This is a genomic window from Cohnella herbarum, assembly GCF_012849095.1.
GTDB classification, from domain to species: Bacteria; Bacillota; Bacilli; order Paenibacillales; family Paenibacillaceae; genus Cohnella; species Cohnella herbarum.
Genome location: NZ_CP051680.1, coordinates 2,057,927 through 2,076,031 on the forward strand (window position 1 = coordinate 2,057,927; position 18,105 = coordinate 2,076,031).

The 18,105-nt window shown below is 52.5% G+C and carries 12 protein-coding genes; all 12 read right to left on the reverse strand.

The annotated features are described in order from the left end of the window. Positions 1 to 13: 13 nt before the first annotated feature. Positions 14 to 3,097, reverse strand: a complete 3,084-nt coding sequence (gene infB, locus HH215_RS09200; RefSeq protein ID WP_169279628.1) for a translation initiation factor IF-2 — start codon at positions 3,095 to 3,097, stop codon at positions 14 to 16. Continuing rightward, the gene (locus tag HH215_RS09205) at positions 3,090 to 3,422 is read right to left on the reverse strand and encodes a YlxQ family RNA-binding protein (RefSeq protein WP_169279629.1); all 333 of its coding nucleotides are present in this window, start codon (positions 3,420 to 3,422) and stop codon (positions 3,090 to 3,092) included. Before HH215_RS09205 ends, infB begins: the two co-directional genes overlap by 8 nt. Next, positions 3,406 to 3,726, reverse strand: a complete 321-nt coding sequence (gene rnpM, locus HH215_RS09210) for an RNase P modulator RnpM (RefSeq protein WP_169279630.1) — start codon at positions 3,724 to 3,726, stop codon at positions 3,406 to 3,408. Before rnpM ends, HH215_RS09205 begins: the two co-directional genes overlap by 17 nt. Positions 3,727 to 3,776: 50 nt before the next feature. After that, positions 3,777 to 4,874: a transcription termination factor NusA gene (gene nusA / locus HH215_RS09215; protein ID WP_169279631.1), complete on the reverse strand. Its 1,098-nt coding sequence runs from the start codon at positions 4,872 to 4,874 to the stop codon at positions 3,777 to 3,779. A 77-nt stretch (positions 4,875 to 4,951) separates the two neighbouring features. Then, entirely contained in the window at positions 4,952 to 5,413 is a 462-nt protein-coding gene (gene rimP, locus HH215_RS09220; RefSeq protein ID WP_169279632.1) for a ribosome maturation factor RimP, read from the reverse strand. 196 nt (positions 5,414 to 5,609) lie between these two features. Next, entirely contained in the window at positions 5,610 to 9,920 is a 4,311-nt protein-coding gene (locus HH215_RS09225) for a PolC-type DNA polymerase III (RefSeq protein ID WP_169279633.1), read from the reverse strand. Between the two features lie 186 nt (positions 9,921 to 10,106). Further along, on the reverse strand, positions 10,107 to 11,816 hold the full coding sequence (locus tag HH215_RS09230; protein ID WP_169279634.1) for a S41 family peptidase: 1,710 nt from the start codon (positions 11,814 to 11,816) through the stop codon (positions 10,107 to 10,109). 89 nt (positions 11,817 to 11,905) lie between these two features. Beyond that, entirely contained in the window at positions 11,906 to 13,288 is a 1,383-nt protein-coding gene (locus HH215_RS09235; protein ID WP_169279635.1) for a sensor histidine kinase, read from the reverse strand. After that, positions 13,285 to 13,962 (reverse strand): response regulator transcription factor, encoded by a 678-nt coding sequence (locus HH215_RS09240; RefSeq protein ID WP_169279636.1) that lies wholly within the window; start codon positions 13,960 to 13,962, stop codon positions 13,285 to 13,287. The genes HH215_RS09235 and HH215_RS09240 overlap by 4 nt, the downstream gene beginning before the upstream one ends. Positions 13,963 to 14,050: 88 nt before the next feature. After that, complete coding sequence (gene proS / locus HH215_RS09245; protein ID WP_169279637.1) at positions 14,051 to 15,499, reverse strand: proline--tRNA ligase; 1,449 nt, start codon at positions 15,497 to 15,499, stop codon at positions 14,051 to 14,053. A 101-nt stretch (positions 15,500 to 15,600) separates the two neighbouring features. Continuing rightward, positions 15,601 to 16,872 carry an RIP metalloprotease RseP gene (rseP, locus tag HH215_RS09250; protein ID WP_169284306.1) on the reverse strand — a complete coding sequence of 424 codons (1,272 nt, stop codon included), beginning with the start codon at positions 16,870 to 16,872 and terminating at the stop codon, positions 15,601 to 15,603. Between the two features lie 85 nt (positions 16,873 to 16,957). Continuing rightward, complete coding sequence (locus HH215_RS09255; RefSeq protein WP_169279638.1) at positions 16,958 to 18,100, reverse strand: 1-deoxy-D-xylulose-5-phosphate reductoisomerase; 1,143 nt, start codon at positions 18,098 to 18,100, stop codon at positions 16,958 to 16,960. Positions 18,101 to 18,105: the final 5 nt, after the last annotated feature.

The window sequence follows — 18,105 nt, forward strand, 5'->3', positions numbered from 1 at the left end:
TTGCTTGCTGTTATTAGCGCTCTACGGACTCCATCACGAACGCTTCAATAATATCCCCTTGTTGAAGGTCATTGAATTTATCGAGCGTAATTCCGCATTCATAGCCTTCCGAAACTTCCTTCGCATCATCCTTGAACCGTTTAAGGGAATCGATTTTACCTGTGTACAAGACGATTCCGCCACGGGTAAGACGCGCTTCGGAGTTGCGGGCGATTTTGCCGTCGGTTACCATACAACCGGCAATCGTACCGACCTTGGTCACTTTGAACGTCTCGCGAACTTCCGCATGACCGGTTACTCTTTCCTTGAATACAGGATCAAGCATCCCTTTCATAGCGTGCTCGATTTCCTCGATTACTTTGTAAATAATCGAATGCAAGCGAACGTCCACTTTTTCTTGTTCCGCGATGCCTTGAGCGCGCGGTTCAGGACGAACGTTAAAGCCGACGACGATCGCGGAGGAAGCAGAAGCCAGAATAATATCGGATTCTGTTACCGCGCCTACGCCGCTGTAGATCGTCCGAACGCGCACGCCTTCGATTTCGATCTTCTCGAGCGAGCCTTTAAGCGCCTCGAGAGAACCTTGAACGTCGGCTTTAAGGATAACGTTAAGCTCTTTAATGTCGCCTTCCTTGATTTTGCTGAAGAGATCTTCAAGCGTAACCGTTTGGTTGGCTTTCATCTGCGACTGACGTGTCTTGATCGAACGTTTGTCGGCGATTTCGCGCGCTTTACGCTCGTCTTCGAACACCATGAACGGATCGCCGGCTTGCGGCACTTCGGTTAATCCGGTAATTTCAACCGGCGTCGAAGGACCCGCTTCCTTGATTCTGCGACCGCGGTCGTTCGTCATCGCTCGGATACGTCCGAAGCAATCTCCCGCTACGAAGGCGTCGCCCACTTTAAGCGTTCCGTTCTGCACGAGGATACGCGCGACGGGACCTTTTCCTTTGTCGAGCTCGGCTTCCATAACGGTACCGCGAGCGCGCTTGTCCGGGTTCGCTTTGTAATCGTTCACCTCGGCTACGAGGAGAATCATCTCGAGCAAGCCATCCAGGTTAATGCGTTGCTTAGCCGATACTTCGACGAAGATCGTGTCCCCGCCCCATGCTTCTTGAACGAGACCGTATTCGGTCAATTCTTGTTTAACTTTATCCGGATTAGCGCCCGGTTTGTCGATTTTATTCACGGCAACGATAATCGGCACGTTAGCTGCTTTCGCATGGGCGATCGCTTCCACGGTTTGAGGCATAACGCCGTCATCCGCCGCTACGACGAGAATCGTAATATCCGTAACTTGAGCTCCGCGAGCACGCATAGTCGTAAACGCTTCGTGACCAGGCGTATCGAGGAAGGAAATTTTCTTACCGTTGATCTCGACTTGATAAGCTCCGATGTGCTGCGTAATGCCGCCCGCTTCTCCGCTAGCGACTTTCGTCTCGCGAATCGCGTCAAGAAGCGTTGTTTTACCATGATCGACGTGACCCATGATCGTAACAACGGGAGGACGGGATACGAGCGCGTCCGGCTCGTCGTTCTCTTCGATCGTCTCGAACTGCGTGTCTTCGACGGCGATTTTGACTTCTACTTCAACGCCGTATTCTCCAACGACTAGAAGCACCGTATCCAGATCGAGATCTTGGTTGATCGTAGCCATTACGCCCATCATCAACAATTTCTTGATCACTTCGGAAGCATCTTTATGAAGTAGCTTAGCTAATTCGCCCACGGTCATGTTACCGCGAACGATAACTTTCTTAGGCGTGTTGTCGATTTTCTCGCGAGGAGGCTGATTGCTCTTGCGCGCGTTTTTGCCGCCTTTGCCTCTTGGTCCTCTGAAGTTGCCGCTTCTGCCGTCATCGAACCGGCTGTTGTTTTCTTTGCGCTTGCCTGCGGCACCCGGACCGCCGCTTGCGCCGCGATTGAAATCCCCTTCGCCCGGACGACCTTTGTCTCCCGGACGTCCGCCGCGAGCTCCGGCAGCAGACGCAGCCGGACTACGGCCAGCTCCTACGCCTTGACCCGGACGGCTTGCAGCCGTACTGCTAGGTCCGCTTTGCGGACGGTTTCCGCCGCCGCTGCTGAACCCGCCTTGGCCGCCGCCTTGCGGACGATTGCCGCCGCTGCTATATCCGCCTTGGCCTTGCGGTCGGCTTCCGCCACCGCTGCTGTACCCGCCGCCTTGGCCTTGCGGTCGGCTACCGCCGCCGCTGCTATATCCGCCTTGGCCGCTTCCTTGCGGTCGGCTACCGCCACCGCTGCTATATCCGCCCTGGCCGCTTCCTTGCGGGCGGCTTCCGCCACCGCTGCTATATCCGCCCTGGCCGCTTCCTTGCGGTCGGCTACCGCCGCCGCTGCTATATCCGCCTTGGCCGCTTCCTTGCGGACGGCTTCCGCCGCCGCTGCTGTATCCGCCTTGGCCGCTTCCTTGCGGACGGCTTCCGCCGCCGCTGCTGTATCCGCCTTGGCCGCTTCCTTGCGGACGGTTAGCTCCGTCGCGTTGGTTGTAACCTCCCTGAGGACGATTACCGCCGTCACGTTGGTTATATCCGCCTTGGCCTTGCGGTCGGCTGCCTTGCCCTTGCGGACGAGGAGTATGACCTTGCGAAGGCGCAGACGAAGGAGCCGAAGATGCGGAAGGTTGCGAAGGCGCCGCATTTGCAGTTGGCGCCGGTGCTGCAGGCGTTGACGCCGATTCCGAAGAAACGGAAGCCGTAGATGCTTGCGCCGCTTTCGGAGCCGAGCTTGGAGCAGGCGCCGCCGGACGTGCCGGTTGAGCCTGAGCGCTTGCGTTAGACGTATTCGAAGAAACCGGCGCTCCCGACTGCGGACGACGGTCATTCGACGCCGTCGGTGCCGATGGCGCTGCCGGTTTGGCAGCTTGAGCCATTTTGGCGGCTGCATTCGCTTTAACGTCGCGGAAGAATTTCTCAACCGCTCCGGTCATTCCGTCTTCCATAACGCTCATGTGGTTGTTGACCGGCATGTTCTGTCTTTTCAAAATCGTAATGATTTCTTTGCTGCTCATATTAAGCTGCTTGGCATATTCGTAAACTCTGAGCTTATCTTTGTTATCCGTACCTTCTTGTTTACTCAATATTCTCCACCTCCGAGTGATGACCCCAACCCTTGGCCAGCATGTCGGCAAATCCTCGATCCGTTACCGCAAACAGTACACGCTCGGGTTTACCTACCGCCGATCCGAGTTCGAATCGCGTAAAGCCGACTAACAATGGAACTTGATAACTATTGCATTTATCCGATATCTTTTTCGTCGTATTGTCCGAAGCATCGCCGGCAAGCAAGACTAGCTTAGCTTCACCCGATCTGATCGCTTTGAGCACGACTTCTTCTCCGCTGATCAGCTTGCCCGCTCTCGTAGCCAATCCTAATCGGGATAAAACCTTATTCGCCGTCTTCATCGTCGCCAACTAGCTCCTTGCCAGCCTGGAACTCCTCTTCCACCTGGATGAAATCGGCTTCCAGACGATCATATATATCCGCACCGACCGGCGTCTTCAAGGCGCGCTCGAACGCTTTCGACTTTTTCGCCAGCTTAAAGCAAGCGACTTTGCCGCATAGATAAGCGCCACGGCCAGGCTTCTTGCCGGTTAGGTCGATTTGTATTTCCCCTTGCGGGGAACGTACGACTCTAATCAATTCTTTCTTGGCCATCATTTCCTGACAGGCGACGCATTTGCGCTGCGGTATCTTTCTTGGTCTCAAGATGATTCCTCCCGGCGTTTCGTAAGAAACGCATCACGTAAGCGAAAGACTCAGTCGATGGATACGCTGTCCTGGTGCATCGTGGCTCCGGTCGATTTCGGACGACCGTATTCTTGTTCGGCCTGCGTTTCGCTCTTAATATCGATTTTCCAACCGGTCAATTTCGCAGCTAAACGAGCGTTCTGGCCTTTAATGCCGATCGCGAGCGAAAGTTGATAATCGGGTACGATGACGCGAGCCATTTTCTCGGCTTCGAATACGATCACTTCCAATACCTTCGACGGGCTGAGCGCGTTCGCGACATATTCGTCTATGGATTCGGACCATCTCACGATGTCGATCTTCTCGCCCTTAAGCTCCGTAACGATCGATTGAACGCGAATTCCGCGTTGACCGACGCAAGATCCTACCGGATCTACTTCTTCGTTACGAGAATAGACGGCGATCTTGGAACGAAAACCGGCTTCGCGGGCGACCGAACGAATTTCCACGGTGCCGTCGAAAATTTCCGGCACTTCAAGCTCGAACAACCGTTTCAGCAAGCCCGGATGAGTACGCGAAAGAATGATTTGCGGGCCCTTGCTCGTATTCTCCACTTTCGTAATGAAGGATTTCACGCGATCCCCTTGCTTGAACTTGTCGGTCGGCATCAATTCGGTTAACGGCAATGCCGCTTCCACCTTGCCAAGATCGACGTAAAGATTGCGCAAGTCCATCCGTTGCACGATACCCGTAACGATATCTTGCTCTTTATCTACGAAAGCATGATAGATGAGTCCGCGTTCTGCTTCGCGAATCCGTTGCGTAACGACTTGTTTCGCCGTTTGGGCTGCAATCCTGCCGAAATCCCTTGGCGTAACTTCGATCTCCGCGATATCATCCAGCTGATAATGCGGGTTCATTGCTCTTGATGCCTCCAACGAAATCTCCAGACGCGGATCAAGAACCTCTTCCACGATCGTCTTACGAGCGTATACTTTAATTTGTCCCGTAGTCCGGTTGATGTCGACGCGAACATTCTGAGCTGTATTAAAATTACGCTTGTAGCTGGAGATAAGTGCCGCTTCGATAGCTTCGATCAGGACGTCTTTGCTAATGCCCTTCTCGCGCTCGATTTCGGACAGCGCTTCGATGAACTCCATGCTCATGTCTTGATTGATTCCTCCTATTGTGCGCGAAATCGCCTCACGTTATCGTGGCGATTTGCCATCACTGTAATGGTTAATTAGAAAACAATGGCCAACCTTGCGGAGGCCACTTTATCGTAAGGGATGGCCTGTTTGCGGCGTCCTATCGTCACGATTAAGGTCGTTCCGTCGAACTCGTCAAGCCTTCCTTCAAACTCTTTGGCCCCGTTAATCTGTTCGTAAGTCGTTAAGAATACGTGTTTTCCGACTGCTTTCGCGACGTCCTCTGCCTTCTTGAGAGGCCTTTCGGCGCCAGGAGAACTTACTTCCAGGAAATACGCTTCCTCGATCGGATCCAGCTCATCCAGTTTCCCGCTTACGAACTCGGAAACCCGGCCGCAATCGTCGATGTCGATGCCGCCTTCCTTGTCTACGTAAACGCGCAAAAACCAGTTGCTGCCTTCCTTCACGTATTCCACGTCCACGAGTTCCAACTTATTCTCCTCCAGATAGGAAGCTGCGAAGTTTTCCACGATGGACTTGATTTGCGGTGAATTCAAAATGGTTGACCTCCCGATGCTCCAAATGGATTCCTGCAGCCTTTGATAACCTTAAAGATCCGCAGACAAAACGGAAAGAGTGGGTTTCCCCACTCTTCTGCAGACAGTGATATCCACATGATTACCAAAATTAATATAACATAACCTTAAAGCCGCTGGCAACCACAACTTTCCTGCCGTGCCGCCCCCCTCGCCCTTAGAACAGCATGAGCTGGTTGGATTCGGGAAGCCCTCTGAAAGTCCCTAAACCGGTCAACACTTCCACGATCGTCTTACTCGCTTTGGACCGTTGCTGGAAGTCTTCGATCGACAGGAAATCCCCTTCTTCCCGGGATGCGGCTATGTTGCGGGCGGCATTCTCGCCGACGCCGGCGATCGCTCCGAACGGAGGAATCAGACTATCTCCATCAATAATGAAGCGCGTCGCTTCCGAACGATATAGATCGACCGATTTGAACTTCAGTCCTCTGGCGGTCATCTCCAGCCCCATCTCGAGGATCGAGATCATGCTCTTTTCTTTCGTCGTCGCTTGGAAACCTTTCTCTTCGATTTCCAGCAGCATCTTCAATATCGCGTCATACCCTTGGCAGAACAATTCCACGTCGAAATCGGCCGCGCGAACCGAATAATAAGTCGCATAATATTCAATCGGATAATAAAGTTTGAAATAGGCCGTGCGGACTGCCGAAATGACGTATGCCGCGGCATGGGCTTTCGGGAACATGTACTCGATGCGCAGGCAAGAATCTATGTACCATTGCGGCACCTTGCATCGCTTCATCTCTTCGATCCACTCCGGCGTTAACCCTCTGCCTTTCCGGACGCTTTCCGTAATTTTGAACGCAAGCGATGCATCCATTCCGGCTTTATAAATAAGAAATAGCATGATATCGTCACGGCAACCGATAACCGTCTTAATCGTGCAAGTATTATTTTTGATCAATTCTTGCGCATTGCCGAGCCATACTCCCGTTCCATGCGAGAGCCCCGAGATTTGCAGCAGATCGGCGAAGGAGGACGGCTTCGTCTCTTCGAGCATCTGCCTTACGAACCGTGTTCCCATCTCCGGCACGCCGAAGGTAGCGACGGGGGAGCGAATTTGCTGCGGGCTGACGCCTAGCGCCGTCACGGAGTTGAACATGCTCATGACTTTAGGGTCGTTCATCGGAATCGTAGTCGGGTCTACCCCGGTCAAATCCTGCAACATCCGCATCATCGTCGGATCGTCGTGTCCCAGGATATCGAGCTTCAGAAGATTATCCTCGAAGGCATGATAATCGAAGTGGGTCGTTTTCCACTCCGAGTTTTTATCGTCCGCAGGGAACTGCACCGGAGTGACATCCTCCACTTCGATGTAATCCGGAACGACGACGATTCCCCCCGGATGCTGACCCGTGCTGCGTTTAACTCCCGTGCAGCCGGCCGCCAATCGATTCAGCTCCGCGCCCCGCCATGATTTCCCTTGTTCTTCCTCATACTTTTTCGTAAAGCCGAACGCGGTTTTCTCCGCCACGGTTCCTATCGTACCCGCGCGAAAAACGCCTTTCTCGCCGAACATCTCCTTCGTGAAATTGTGAGCCGTCGGCTGATACTCGCCCGAGAAATTCAAATCGATATCAGGAACTTTATCTCCCTTGAAACCGAGGAAAGTTTCGAAAGGAATATCTTGACCCTCGCCTTTCATAATCGTAGAGCAATGAGGACAAGCCTTGTCCGGCAGATCGAACCCGCTTGGCACGCTGCCGTCCAGAAACCATTCGCTGTGTTTGCATTCCGGGTTCACGCACAGATAATGCGCCGGAAGCGGATTAACTTCGGAAATGCCCAGGAACATGGCGACGACGGAAGAGCCTACGGACCCCCTCGATCCAACGAGATATCCGTCTTTGTTGGATTTCTTCACGAGTTTCTCGGAAATCAGATAGTTGGCCGAGAATCCGAATTTGATAATCGGAACGAGCTCTTTTTCCAGCCTGTCGATAACAAGCTGCGGCAATTCGTCTCCGTACATGCTCTTAGCGGTATCGTAGCAAGTATTGCGAATTTCGTCGTCCGCCCCTTCGATAATCGGGGTGAACAGCTTGTCCGGAAACAGCTTGATTTCCTCGAACCGGTCCGCAAGCTCCGACGTATTTTTGACGACGACTTCGTACGCTTTCTCGGCGCCGAGAAACTGGAAAGCTTCCAGCATCTCCGCGGTCGTTCGGAAGTGCGCATCCGGTTTGCGCTGGTCTTTCAGCGGACTGAACCCCGTAATGCCATGAATCGTAATGTCGCGGAATATTTTCTCCCGGGGCGCGAGGTAATGCACGTTCCCGGTCGCGATCACGGGTTTCGTCAGCTTCTCGCCGATTCGGCAAATGCGGCGTAACGCTTCTTCCAAGGCGCTCCGGCTGGCGACTAAACCTTTGTCCAGCAAATGCAGGTAGAAATCGATCGGCTGAACTTCCAGTACGTCGTAGAACGCCGCCACTTCCTCGGCCTCTTCCTGCGACTTGTTCAGCACCGTCTCGAACAATTCGCCCTTCTCGCAGCCCGATATGACCAGCAAACCTTCGCGATGCTCGATCAGCTTGCTCTTCGGAATACATGCAACGCGGTTTAGATAATCCGTATGGGATAAGGAAATGAGCTTAAATAAGTTTTTCTTGCCGACCGCGTTCAGCGCGTAGACGCCGCAATGGAACGGACGGGTCGTTTTCCAACTATTATCGTTAACTTCATTCAACGCATTTAACTCCGTTACGCCGCGGACCATAGCGTCTTTCAGCAAACCGGTCAGGATGCCGCCCAAAGCAATCGTATCGTCGATAGCTCTATGGTGATTTTCCAATGAAACCTTGTATAGCGATGCTAGCGTGTTTAATCGGTGATTCTTCATCGAAGGATGCAGGAACCGAGCCAACTCCAACGTATCCAGCGCGGGATTCGAGATGGGAGGAAGGCCGTGTTGCTTGCAAGCTTCCTGCATGAAACCCACGTCGAACCTCGCGTTATGAGCGACGAGAACGGCATCCCCGATGAAGGCGATGAACTCCTTCAGCTTCGGTTCGAGTTCCGGCGCATCCGCGACCATTTCATCCGTGATGTTCGTTAATTGTTGGATGTTATAAGGAATCGGCTCATGCGGGTTCACGAACGTTTCGAATCGGTCGACTTCCTGTCCGTTCACCATCTTGATGCCCGCGAGCTCGATGATTTTGTTGTTCGTCACCGAAAGCCCCGTCGTCTCGATATCGAACACGACGTATTCGGCGTCCGCCAAGCTTTGCTCCCTTGGCTGAATAACCATAGGGACGGCATCGTTGACAACGTTCGCTTCCACTCCGAACATTACTTTAATGCCGTGTTTTTTCCCGGCTTTGGCCGCATCCGGGAAACATTGGACGTTCGCGTGGTCCGTGACCGCGATCGCTTTATGCCCCCACTTCGCCGCCGTCTTAATGTAGACGTCGACGGGAGTTACCGCGTCCATCGTGCTCATCGTCGTGTGCAGATGAAATTCGACCCGTTTCTCCTCCGCAGTGTCCTTAGGCTCGGCAGGAGGCATCATCTCGCGTATGTCGTTCGGGAACATAACGAGCTCGGGAGGGTTAAGAAACCGATCGTATTCGATCTTGCCTCGCATCTTCACCCATTTGCCGTTAGCGAGCAAGCCGAGCATCTTGACGTCTTCTTTGTTTTTGCCGAATATCTTAATCGACAACGAATCCGTGAAATCGGTAATATAACATTGGAACAAAGTGCTGCCCGTTCTAAGCTCCTTCGTCTCCAAGCCGAAGATCACGCCCTGCACGGTAACCTTCTTCTCTTCCTCGCGGATTTCCTGTATCGGAACGGCGGGTTCCTTGATCTCGTAACCGTGAGCGAGAGTTTGCGGAGCTTCGCCTTCCTCTACCGGAACTTCCTCTCTCGCGCTGGCCATCAGTTGCTCGATCGCCTCTCGATTTTCCTGCTCGATTTTCTGCGTGAACTCGGAGTAAGTTTCCGGCTTTGTTTCTCCAACCGCGAGCTTTACCCGACAAGGACGAAGAAATCGTTCCTCGAAAAATTTAGCGGCATATACGTCGATTTCTTTTTTTCGCGCAAGCCCTAAGTTCGTATCGTTAAGTAAAGTAATCGTAAGGATGTCGCCTTCCACGCCCACGTCGGCTTTCGCTAGCCATCCGTTGACCGAAGCGATTTCTTGCTGCATCCTCTCCACGAATACCATCCAATACTCCTGAACGATACTCTGCGTGGTCACGGTAGGCGCATAGTTGAATATCATGCCGATCTCCGCGATATGTCCGAGCTTTGCCTTAACCCTCTCCGCGAATCCGGTATAAATGGGTTTAGGAATTATTGTATTCTTCCCGATATATAAGGTCCATTCCTTGCTGGAACGGCTGATTTCCACCTTCTCGATATGACCGTCCCGAAAATGTTGCCCTAGCCACTCGGTCGGCAGCTCCGCCTGTTGCAGCAGTACCTCGAACCGTTTTCGTTGATCTTCCGTCGGCTGCATCCCCACGTTCCTCTCCTGTCCCACACCCGGTAAATATAAAAGCTTCCGTGAAAAAGGTCCGATGCACATGCATCCGTAAACCGTCTTCAATCAGAAGCTAACGTTACGCTTTCTATTATTCTACCTGAATGACCATATGCGAGCAATACATAATCTCGACCGCTTTCGTAGATTTATATTCGTAGATCATCTGCTTAACGCTTCGATTGCGCTCTGCAATTCGACGTCCCGGCCTTCCAGATAACGTTCTCGAAAAGTGTCTTCGTTAAGAGGAATCCGAATGTCGGGAATCGCTCCCCCGATGCCCGCGCCGTTGGAATCTCCTTGAATCCGCCCCTTCTCGTCAAGCGATCTGCCGTCGGGAAAATGTACGGCAAGATCTCCGGGCAGCTCGATTTCGATGGGGCTGCTCATAATGCCGAAGGAAGCCGCGGATGGCGTGAAACCGATGACCGTAACGTTGGGCAAGCCGTCCAGCGCCAGAGGAATGCCTTCTGCCGAACTGCCCGTACGATTGTTGATCAGAATCGCGATTTTACCGCCATAATAAGGCTCCCGTGGTACCACGGAGATGATTTCATTGCGATTGACCTCGAAACGTCCCGAATTCCGATTGTAATAACTTACCGTTTCGTAATGTTGCCGTTCTTGGACGAAAAATGCGGCGATGTCGGCGGCCATTTGATCTTCACCTCCAGGGTTGTTCCTTAAGTCGATAATCAAACCTTTTACCTGCTTCTCCAGAAAGCCTCGAATCGCTTCACCAACGCTTTTTGTCGGAGAGATGACACCCGGGCTTGATAACAAATGCTTAATTTTCACGTAGCCGATTCCGTTGTCAAGCCATTGGCTTTCTACGGGGGACACTTTCAAATCGGCTTCGGTTAGCTTTGGTTTCGTACGTTTTAACGTCTCGAATCCGTCGTCGTAAGCCGTTAATTTTGTTGCAATAAGTCGTTGTTCCCCCAGATTACGAAACTCCACTCGTACGGAATTACCGACTTTGGCCCGCGCCATAAAACGACCTTTATTTTCGGCTATCGCCTCGATCGTAGCCGAATTTGCATCGCTCCAAGAGGTACGCTCGAACGCTTCTTCCGCTGTCATGCCGTTCCAACCGACAATTTCCGCCCCCGGTTTCATGCCGCCCAGATCGGCCGGACTGCCCGGAATCACAAAGCTGGCAAGCACTTCCCCGTTATCGAGCTTTACGACGCTGATGCCGAATCCTCCGCCGACCGAATCATAAAAGTGGTTATTGCCATCGTAGACGTTTTCGTTTGCGATTTTTACGTGCCCGTCCTTGAACGAAAACAAGTATTCTCGCAGCGTCCGGTAATATGCGGCTTCGTCCGAGTCCTGGTCCGCTTTCGCGAAGATCGGTTCGTATTTGTTCCGCAATGCTCGCCAATCGATGTTTTTCCATTCGCCGAACGGATACTCGCGCGATAGTCTATCGTTCATGCGAACGAACGCTTCAGCGTAGCCGAGCTCGCCGAATTCGCTGGTCGGATTGTACCGCAATACCCCTGCGTACATAAGCGATATTGAGATAGGGATGACTCCGAGCAAACCAATGGCCATTCGGACGACTCGAATGAGCGGCTTGCGGGATGGAACCCATGGGCGTTTCCGTTGGAATAATCTTTGAAGCGTGAGCAGAAACTGCAAGACCGTCAGTCCATAGAGGACTAGGGCGGGAAGCGAAGCGTCTCCGACGATTAACAAGCTAACGAGTGCAACAAGCACACCCACGCTCGGAACGAAATCGAACGCTCTAACCTGATTTTTGATCGGCAAAGCATAACGAAGCAACACAAACAACTGGAGTACGATTAGAAATGCGGTGTAGACGGTAAGCCACTTAATCGAATCAATCGTGCCGATAAAACTCATTATTCCGTTCACCTCTGTTTACTTTTTCTCTGTCCGCGCGGTACAAAACGTAGCATAAGAGAGAAATATGAACGGAGCGTGAACTGAATTTAGCGTTTCTTTTCGTTAGGAACTGTCCGATGGAGATGTACGGTTACCGTCGTTCCTTGCTTAACGATACTATCCATTTCGACTTTTCCTCCGTGGAGGGAGACGATTTTATGAACGATTGCCAGCCCTAGACCATTTCCGCCTTCGCTTCTGGAAGTATCGCCCTTATAGAAACGCTCGAAAATTCGCCCGAGATGCTCGGAAGCGATACCGATGCCGGAATCTCTAATCGTGACGAAATAACCAGCCGAACCTGGATCGATTTGAAGCCGAATCCAAATGCGGCCGCCTTTCGGCGTGAATTTAACGGCGTTGCCGAGAAGGTTAAGCCACACTTGGCTCAGCAGCTCCCGGTCGGCCAGGATCGAATAAGAACCTCGCGGAAGTTCCAATTCAATACGAATGTTCTTGGCCAACAACTGAGGCTCGCTCGTGACAACCGATTGTCGGAGCTGCTCATCGAGCCGATATTGTTCTAGCTCCAGAGGATGACGCTCGGACTCGAGCGAGGCGAGTTTCAGCAGATGGTCGCCCAATTTGGATAGACGCCCGCTTTCCGCGATGATAATTTCCAACGCTTGTTCGCGTTCATCTTCAGGAACAAGGCGTTTGTCCTTCAGTGCCTTGGCAAAACCCGAGATAGACGTCAGCGGCGATTGAATTTCATGGGAGACGTTAGAAACGAATTCTTTGCGCATGTTCTCCAGTTGCCGAAGACCAACCGTCATTTCGGTAAAGCTTCGGGCGAGCGTACCGAGCTCGTCCTTACGATCCGTGGCGAGCGCGAGGTCGTAATCTCCGTTCGCGATCTTATTCGTCGCTAACGTCAACGCTTTAATCGGCTTAACGATATATTTCGCGCCCAAGAGAACGAAGAGACCGCCGATCGCAAGCGCGATAAACAAAATGGCGCCTAGCAGCCTGAAGATAGCCGATTCGTTCTTGGAGGAAGGGGACACGAATAATGCGAGATGTTCGTCGCCAATGAGAAACGGCAGACCGACTAACGTCTCGTTATCTTGCGCGTTCGAAAGGTATACGTTGCCTTTCCGAACGAATTGTACGGCTTCCGTGCGGATATTGGTTTGATGAAGCTGACCGGATTCATAAGGAAAATATTGATGAGAGCCATTCGTCGCATACAGATCTAGATCATAAGAGCTTAACTTAGCCATACTTGTCATGAATGGGGCCATATCGGTTGGATTCGTCTGCCTATAAACTTGTACGATTTCTCTGCCTGCTGCTAGCAAATCCCGGTGACCCGTCTCGTCGAGCTCCTTCTCGAAAAACAACAAACCGAGCAACACCGCGATAGTCATTCCCGCGATCACCGCGGCAAGAAACGTTAGCGCGACACGGAAGTACAACGTGCGGGTCATTTCGCCACCTCAAGCCGATAACCGAGACTGCGTACGGTAGCGATCCGAAAGTGGCGCTCGTCGCCGGAGAACCGTTCACGAATGCGTTTCACATGAACGTCTACCGTACGATCATCTCCTTCGTAGTCTATCCCCCAAATTTCCATGATCAGTTGCTCGCGGGTCAATATTTGCCCCGGATAGCTTCCCAGCATGAACAGTAAAAGAAATTCCTTATTAGGCAATATCAATTGTTCGTTCCCGCGAAAAACTTTGTAAGATCCACGATCCAGCACGATGTCGCCCAGCCTAATGATCTGAGAAGTCGCGATCCGATAACGCTTTAGTAAAGCTTTGACCCGGAACACCAGTTCAACCGGATCGAACGGCTTGACCATGTAATCATCGGTTCCGAGCCGGAACGCTCTCACCTTCTGCTCGGATTCTCCTTGCGCGGTTACCATCATGAACGGCGCTTCCGGAAACCGGGAGCGAATCGCTTTGCACAGCTCCCATCCATCCATGTTCGGCATCATAATATCGATAATGATTAGATCGGCAGGCTGCCGCTCCATGCTGATCAGTGCCTGAACGCCATCGCCCGCCTCGATCGTATCGAATCCTTCGTTTCTTAAATATAAAGAGATCAACTTGCGAATGTTAGAATCATCGTCCACGATCAAAATACTCGTCATCGTTGGTTGCTCCTTTTGCATAGCGCTCTTTCTAAAAAGAACCTCAATCCCCGCTTACAGCGGGTTTTGAGGTCCTCTCGCATACGAATTAGTAAGCTCTAGCAAATACTACCGTGTGTGCCGCATCATCGCCGCACACGAGACATTTGGACTTTTGCTCGGCAGGCTCGAACGGAATGTTCCGGCTCGTCGCGCCGGTTTCTTCCTTCACTTGTTTCTCGCAAGCTTCCGATCCGCACCAACCCGCAAGCGCGAAACCTCTCTTCTCATCCATCGCCGCTTTGTATTCGTCCAGCGTATCGACGGAGAAGAAGTTTTCCTGTTGGAACGCAAGAGCGCGAGCGAACATGTCGTCGTGAATTTGCGCCAGAAGCGATTGCACTTCCGCGACCAAATTATCCAGCGAAACGGACTTCTTCTCTCCGCTTACGCGGGACACGAGCACGCATTGTCCGTTCTCCAAATCCCGCGGACCGAGCTCCAGACGGATCGGGATCCCCCGCATCTCGTACTCGTTGAATTTCCAGCCCGGTGATACGTCCGCGCGATCGTCGACGCGTACGCGAATGCCGGCCGCTTTCAATTGCGCGAACAGCTCGTCCGTCTTGCCGATGACGACCTCTCTCGTCTTCGGAGGACCAATCGGAATCATGACGACTTGGGTAGCGGCGACCTTCGGCGGCAGAACAAGTCCGCGGTCATCGCCGTGAACCATGATCAGCGCGCCGATCAAACGCGTGCTAACGCCCCAGGAGGTCGTATGGCAGAACTGCTGCGTATTCTCGCGATCCAAATATTTAATATCGAATGCAACGGCGAATTTCGTTCCGAGATAATGGGACGTTCCCGCTTGTACGGCGCGGCCATCTTTCATCATCGCTTCGATGGAGAAAGTGTCTACCGCTCCCGCGAAACGTTCCGAAGGCGTCTTCTGACCTTTAATAACCGGAATGGCTAGTACGTTCTGTACGAAGTCCGTATAGACGTCCAGCATTTGCATCGTTTCTTTGCGCGCATCCGTTTCGTCCTCGTGAGCGGTATGGCCTTCCTGCCACAAAAATTCGCTTGTCCGCAAGAACGGCAACGTTCTTTTCTCCCAGCGCACGACGTTCGCCCATTGATTAATGAGCAGCGGCAAATCGCGATAAGAGTTAATCCACTTCGCGTACATATGACCGAACATCGTCTCCGAGGTCGGACGAATCGCGAGCTTCTCTTCGAGCTGCTCTCCGCCCGCCTCCGTTACGAAAGGCAGCTCCGGGTTAAATCCTTCCACGTGCTCCTTCTCTTTGTTAAAGAAGCTCTCAGGAATGAACAGCGGGAAATACGCGTTGCGGTGTCCGGTATCCTTGAAGCGCTGGTCTAACTCCTTCTGCATGTTCTCCCATAACTCGTAGCCGTCCGGACGAAATACGATGCAGCCCCGAACCGGGGAATAATCCATTAGTTCGGCTTTCTTGATAACGTCGATATACCAACGGGAGAAATCCTCGCTCTGCGGCGTAATCTCCGTTACGAATCCTTTATCCTTCGACATGGTGATCCCCCAACTCCTGGCTTATGCTCACGAAATTCGTTTCTCACGAAACGCTAGCTAATGCTTACGATGTGCGTTTCTTACGAAACGCTTTAAACGGCTTAATTTTTCACTAATCCAACGATATCGTTATAGGTAACCACGAGCATCAGTAGCATGAGCATGGCAAACCCCACTAGATGCACCATGCTTTCGCGATTCGGATCGATCGGCTTCCCTCGTACCGCCTCTATGCCAAGGAACAGCAGTCGGCTTCCGTCGAGCGCCGGTATCGGCAGCAAATTGAATATCCCGAGATACAAGCTTAGAACGGCTGCCCATAACGTAAGCTGGTCGATGCCTTCTCTAGCGATTTCAACGCTCACCTGCGTTGTTTTCACGGGACCTCCTAGGTCATCCAGCTTGAACTCTCCGAAGATCAGTTTCCGGAAGCCCTCGAAAATTCGCTCGGTCATCTCCACCATCGATTTGCTAGCGAAGTTCAAGGTCTCTCCGGCGCCTGGCTTTCTCATCTCGCCTGCAGGGTAGATGCCGATTTTCCCCGTTTCGGGATCCGGCGTTACTTTAATCGGAACGTCCAAGCCGTCCCGGTCCACGATCCAGTTCATTTGCTTGCCGGCGGATGCGTTGATCTGATCGACGAACTTCTGAACGTCGCCTCCGATGGGCTCGCCGTTTACCGACTTCACCCAATCCCCGTCCGCAAGACCGGATTGTTGCGCTGGCGTATCGGGAAGCACCTTCGAGATGAACACCTTAGACGAGTTTTCTAGCGGCACTCCGACCTGTATCAGATAAGCGGCAAATAATACAAAGGCGAGCAGGAAGTTCATTACAGGTCCCGCAAAGATTGCAAGCGCGCGTTTGCCTACCGGTTTGTGACCGAATTGGCGGTCGATAGGCGCGATCTGCGTCTCCCGGCCCCGTGCGATAATGAGCGCCTGCGGATGCACGGAATACCGTTCGATCTCTCCGTCGACATCCAGCGCAATGTATAAGTCTCTCTCCAGATCGAGCGATTTCACTTCTCCGCGCATGACGCCGGAGCCCGAACGTTCATCCAAACGGTCCAAGTAAATGCGGGTGACGACATCGTCTTTGTTCACCCTTACCGCCAAGGTTTGTCCAGGCTGAACCTCGACCACTTCCGGGTCCTCGCCGGCCATTCGCACGAATCCGCCAATCGGAAGCAATCTTAGGGTATATCGAGTTTCCCCGCGTTTGATGGAAAATAACTTAGGCCCGAATCCGATCGCGAACTCGCGCACCAAGATCCCCGCCCGGCGGGCGAAATAATAGTGCCCCCATTCATGCAACGAAACCAATAAGAAAAACATTAGCACGATCGACAATGCGACCTGTATATTTCCCATCATTCCAACCCCTTTGTACCGCGAACGGCTGATCTTAGATTAACATTATTCTCCGAGCCGTTACAAGAGAATACCACCTTGACCATTATTCTATCGCCGAAGCCTCGATACGCGCCCAAGAATCCGTCTCCAATATGGCCTCAAGGCTTGGAGCAGCAACGAAATTATGTTTGGACAATACCCGTTCAATGATCTCTTCGATGGCGAGAAACGATATTTCGCTTTTAAGAAAACGCGAGACGGCAATTTCGTTAGCCGCGTTGAATACGGTAGTCGAGGTGCCCCCTTCTCGCCCGGCCTCATACGCTAATCTCAAGCATGGATATCGGTCGAAGTCCATTTTACGAAAATGCAAGGCGCCCATCGCAAGCAAATCCAACGGAGAAGCCGGCGAAACTTTGCGTTCCGGGTAAGTTAGCGCGTATTGGATCGGCACTCTCATGTCCGGATTCCCAAGCTGCGCCATCACGCTCGTATCGGCGAACTCCACCATCGAGTGGATGATACTCTCCGGATGAAGGACGACGTCGATTTGGTCGTAGGGCAGATCGAATAGCCAATGGGCTTCGATGACTTCCAAGCCTTTGTTAGCCATAGTCGCAGAATCGATCGTCACCTTCGCGCCCATGCTCCAATTGGGATGTTTGAGCGCATCCGCGACCGTAACGTTCTTCAGTTGTTCGCGCCCGAGATCGCGGAAGCTTCCGCCGGAAGCGGTCAACATGATCCTTTTGATCGCTTGGCGATTTTCCCCGTTCATGCATTGGAAGATCGCGGAATGCTCGCTATCGACTGGCAAGATCGATACTCCCTTTTCCTTTGCCCTCCGCATGACCAAGTGTCCTGCCGTCACTAACGTTTCTTTGTTGGCAAGTCCGATATCGGCCCCGGCTTCGATCGCGGCGAGGGTCGAGGTCAATCCCAAGCTGCCGACCAACGCGCACACCACATAATCGGCCCCGGATTGACTCGCGATTTCGTTCAAACCTGCATCTCCGTGAACGACCTTAACGTCGGAAGGGACTTCCGACCGAATACGATCGGCCAAAGCCTCGTTCGCCGCGGAAACCCACTTCGGCTTAAATTGGCGGACTTGCTCCAGCAGAAGATTTACATTAAGACCCGCCGCTAAGCCCACAACCTCGAAATCTTCGGGCTGTCGAGCAATAACGTCAAGGGTCTGGGTACCAATAGAGCCCGTACTGCCGAGGACGACTATTTTTTTCATGAGAA

Bases quoted from the DNA above. Each gene is read 5' to 3' on its own strand.
- HH215_RS09255 (WP_169279638.1), bottom strand. From the start codon at position 18,100: ATGAAAAAAATAGTCGTCCTCGGCAGTACGGGCTCTATTGGTACCCAG.
- rseP (WP_169284306.1), bottom strand. From the start codon at position 16,872: ATGGGAAATATACAGGTCGCATTGTCGATCGTGCTAATGTTTTTCTTA.
- HH215_RS09235 (WP_169279635.1), bottom strand. From the start codon at position 13,288: ATGACCCGCACGTTGTACTTCCGTGTCGCGCTAACGTTTCTTGCCGCG.
- proS (WP_169279637.1), bottom strand. From the start codon at position 15,499: ATGTCGAAGGATAAAGGATTCGTAACGGAGATTACGCCGCAGAGCGAG.
- nusA (WP_169279631.1), bottom strand. From the start codon at position 4,874: ATGAGCATGGAGTTCATCGAAGCGCTGTCCGAAATCGAGCGCGAGAAG.
- HH215_RS09225 (WP_169279633.1), bottom strand. From the start codon at position 9,920: ATGCAGCCGACGGAAGATCAACGAAAACGGTTCGAGGTACTGCTGCAA.
- HH215_RS09230 (WP_169279634.1), bottom strand. From the start codon at position 11,816: ATGAGTTTTATCGGCACGATTGATTCGATTAAGTGGCTTACCGTCTAC.
- HH215_RS09205 (WP_169279629.1), bottom strand. From the start codon at position 3,422: ATGAAGACGGCGAATAAGGTTTTATCCCGATTAGGATTGGCTACGAGA.
- HH215_RS09240 (WP_169279636.1), bottom strand. From the start codon at position 13,962: ATGACGAGTATTTTGATCGTGGACGATGATTCTAACATTCGCAAGTTG.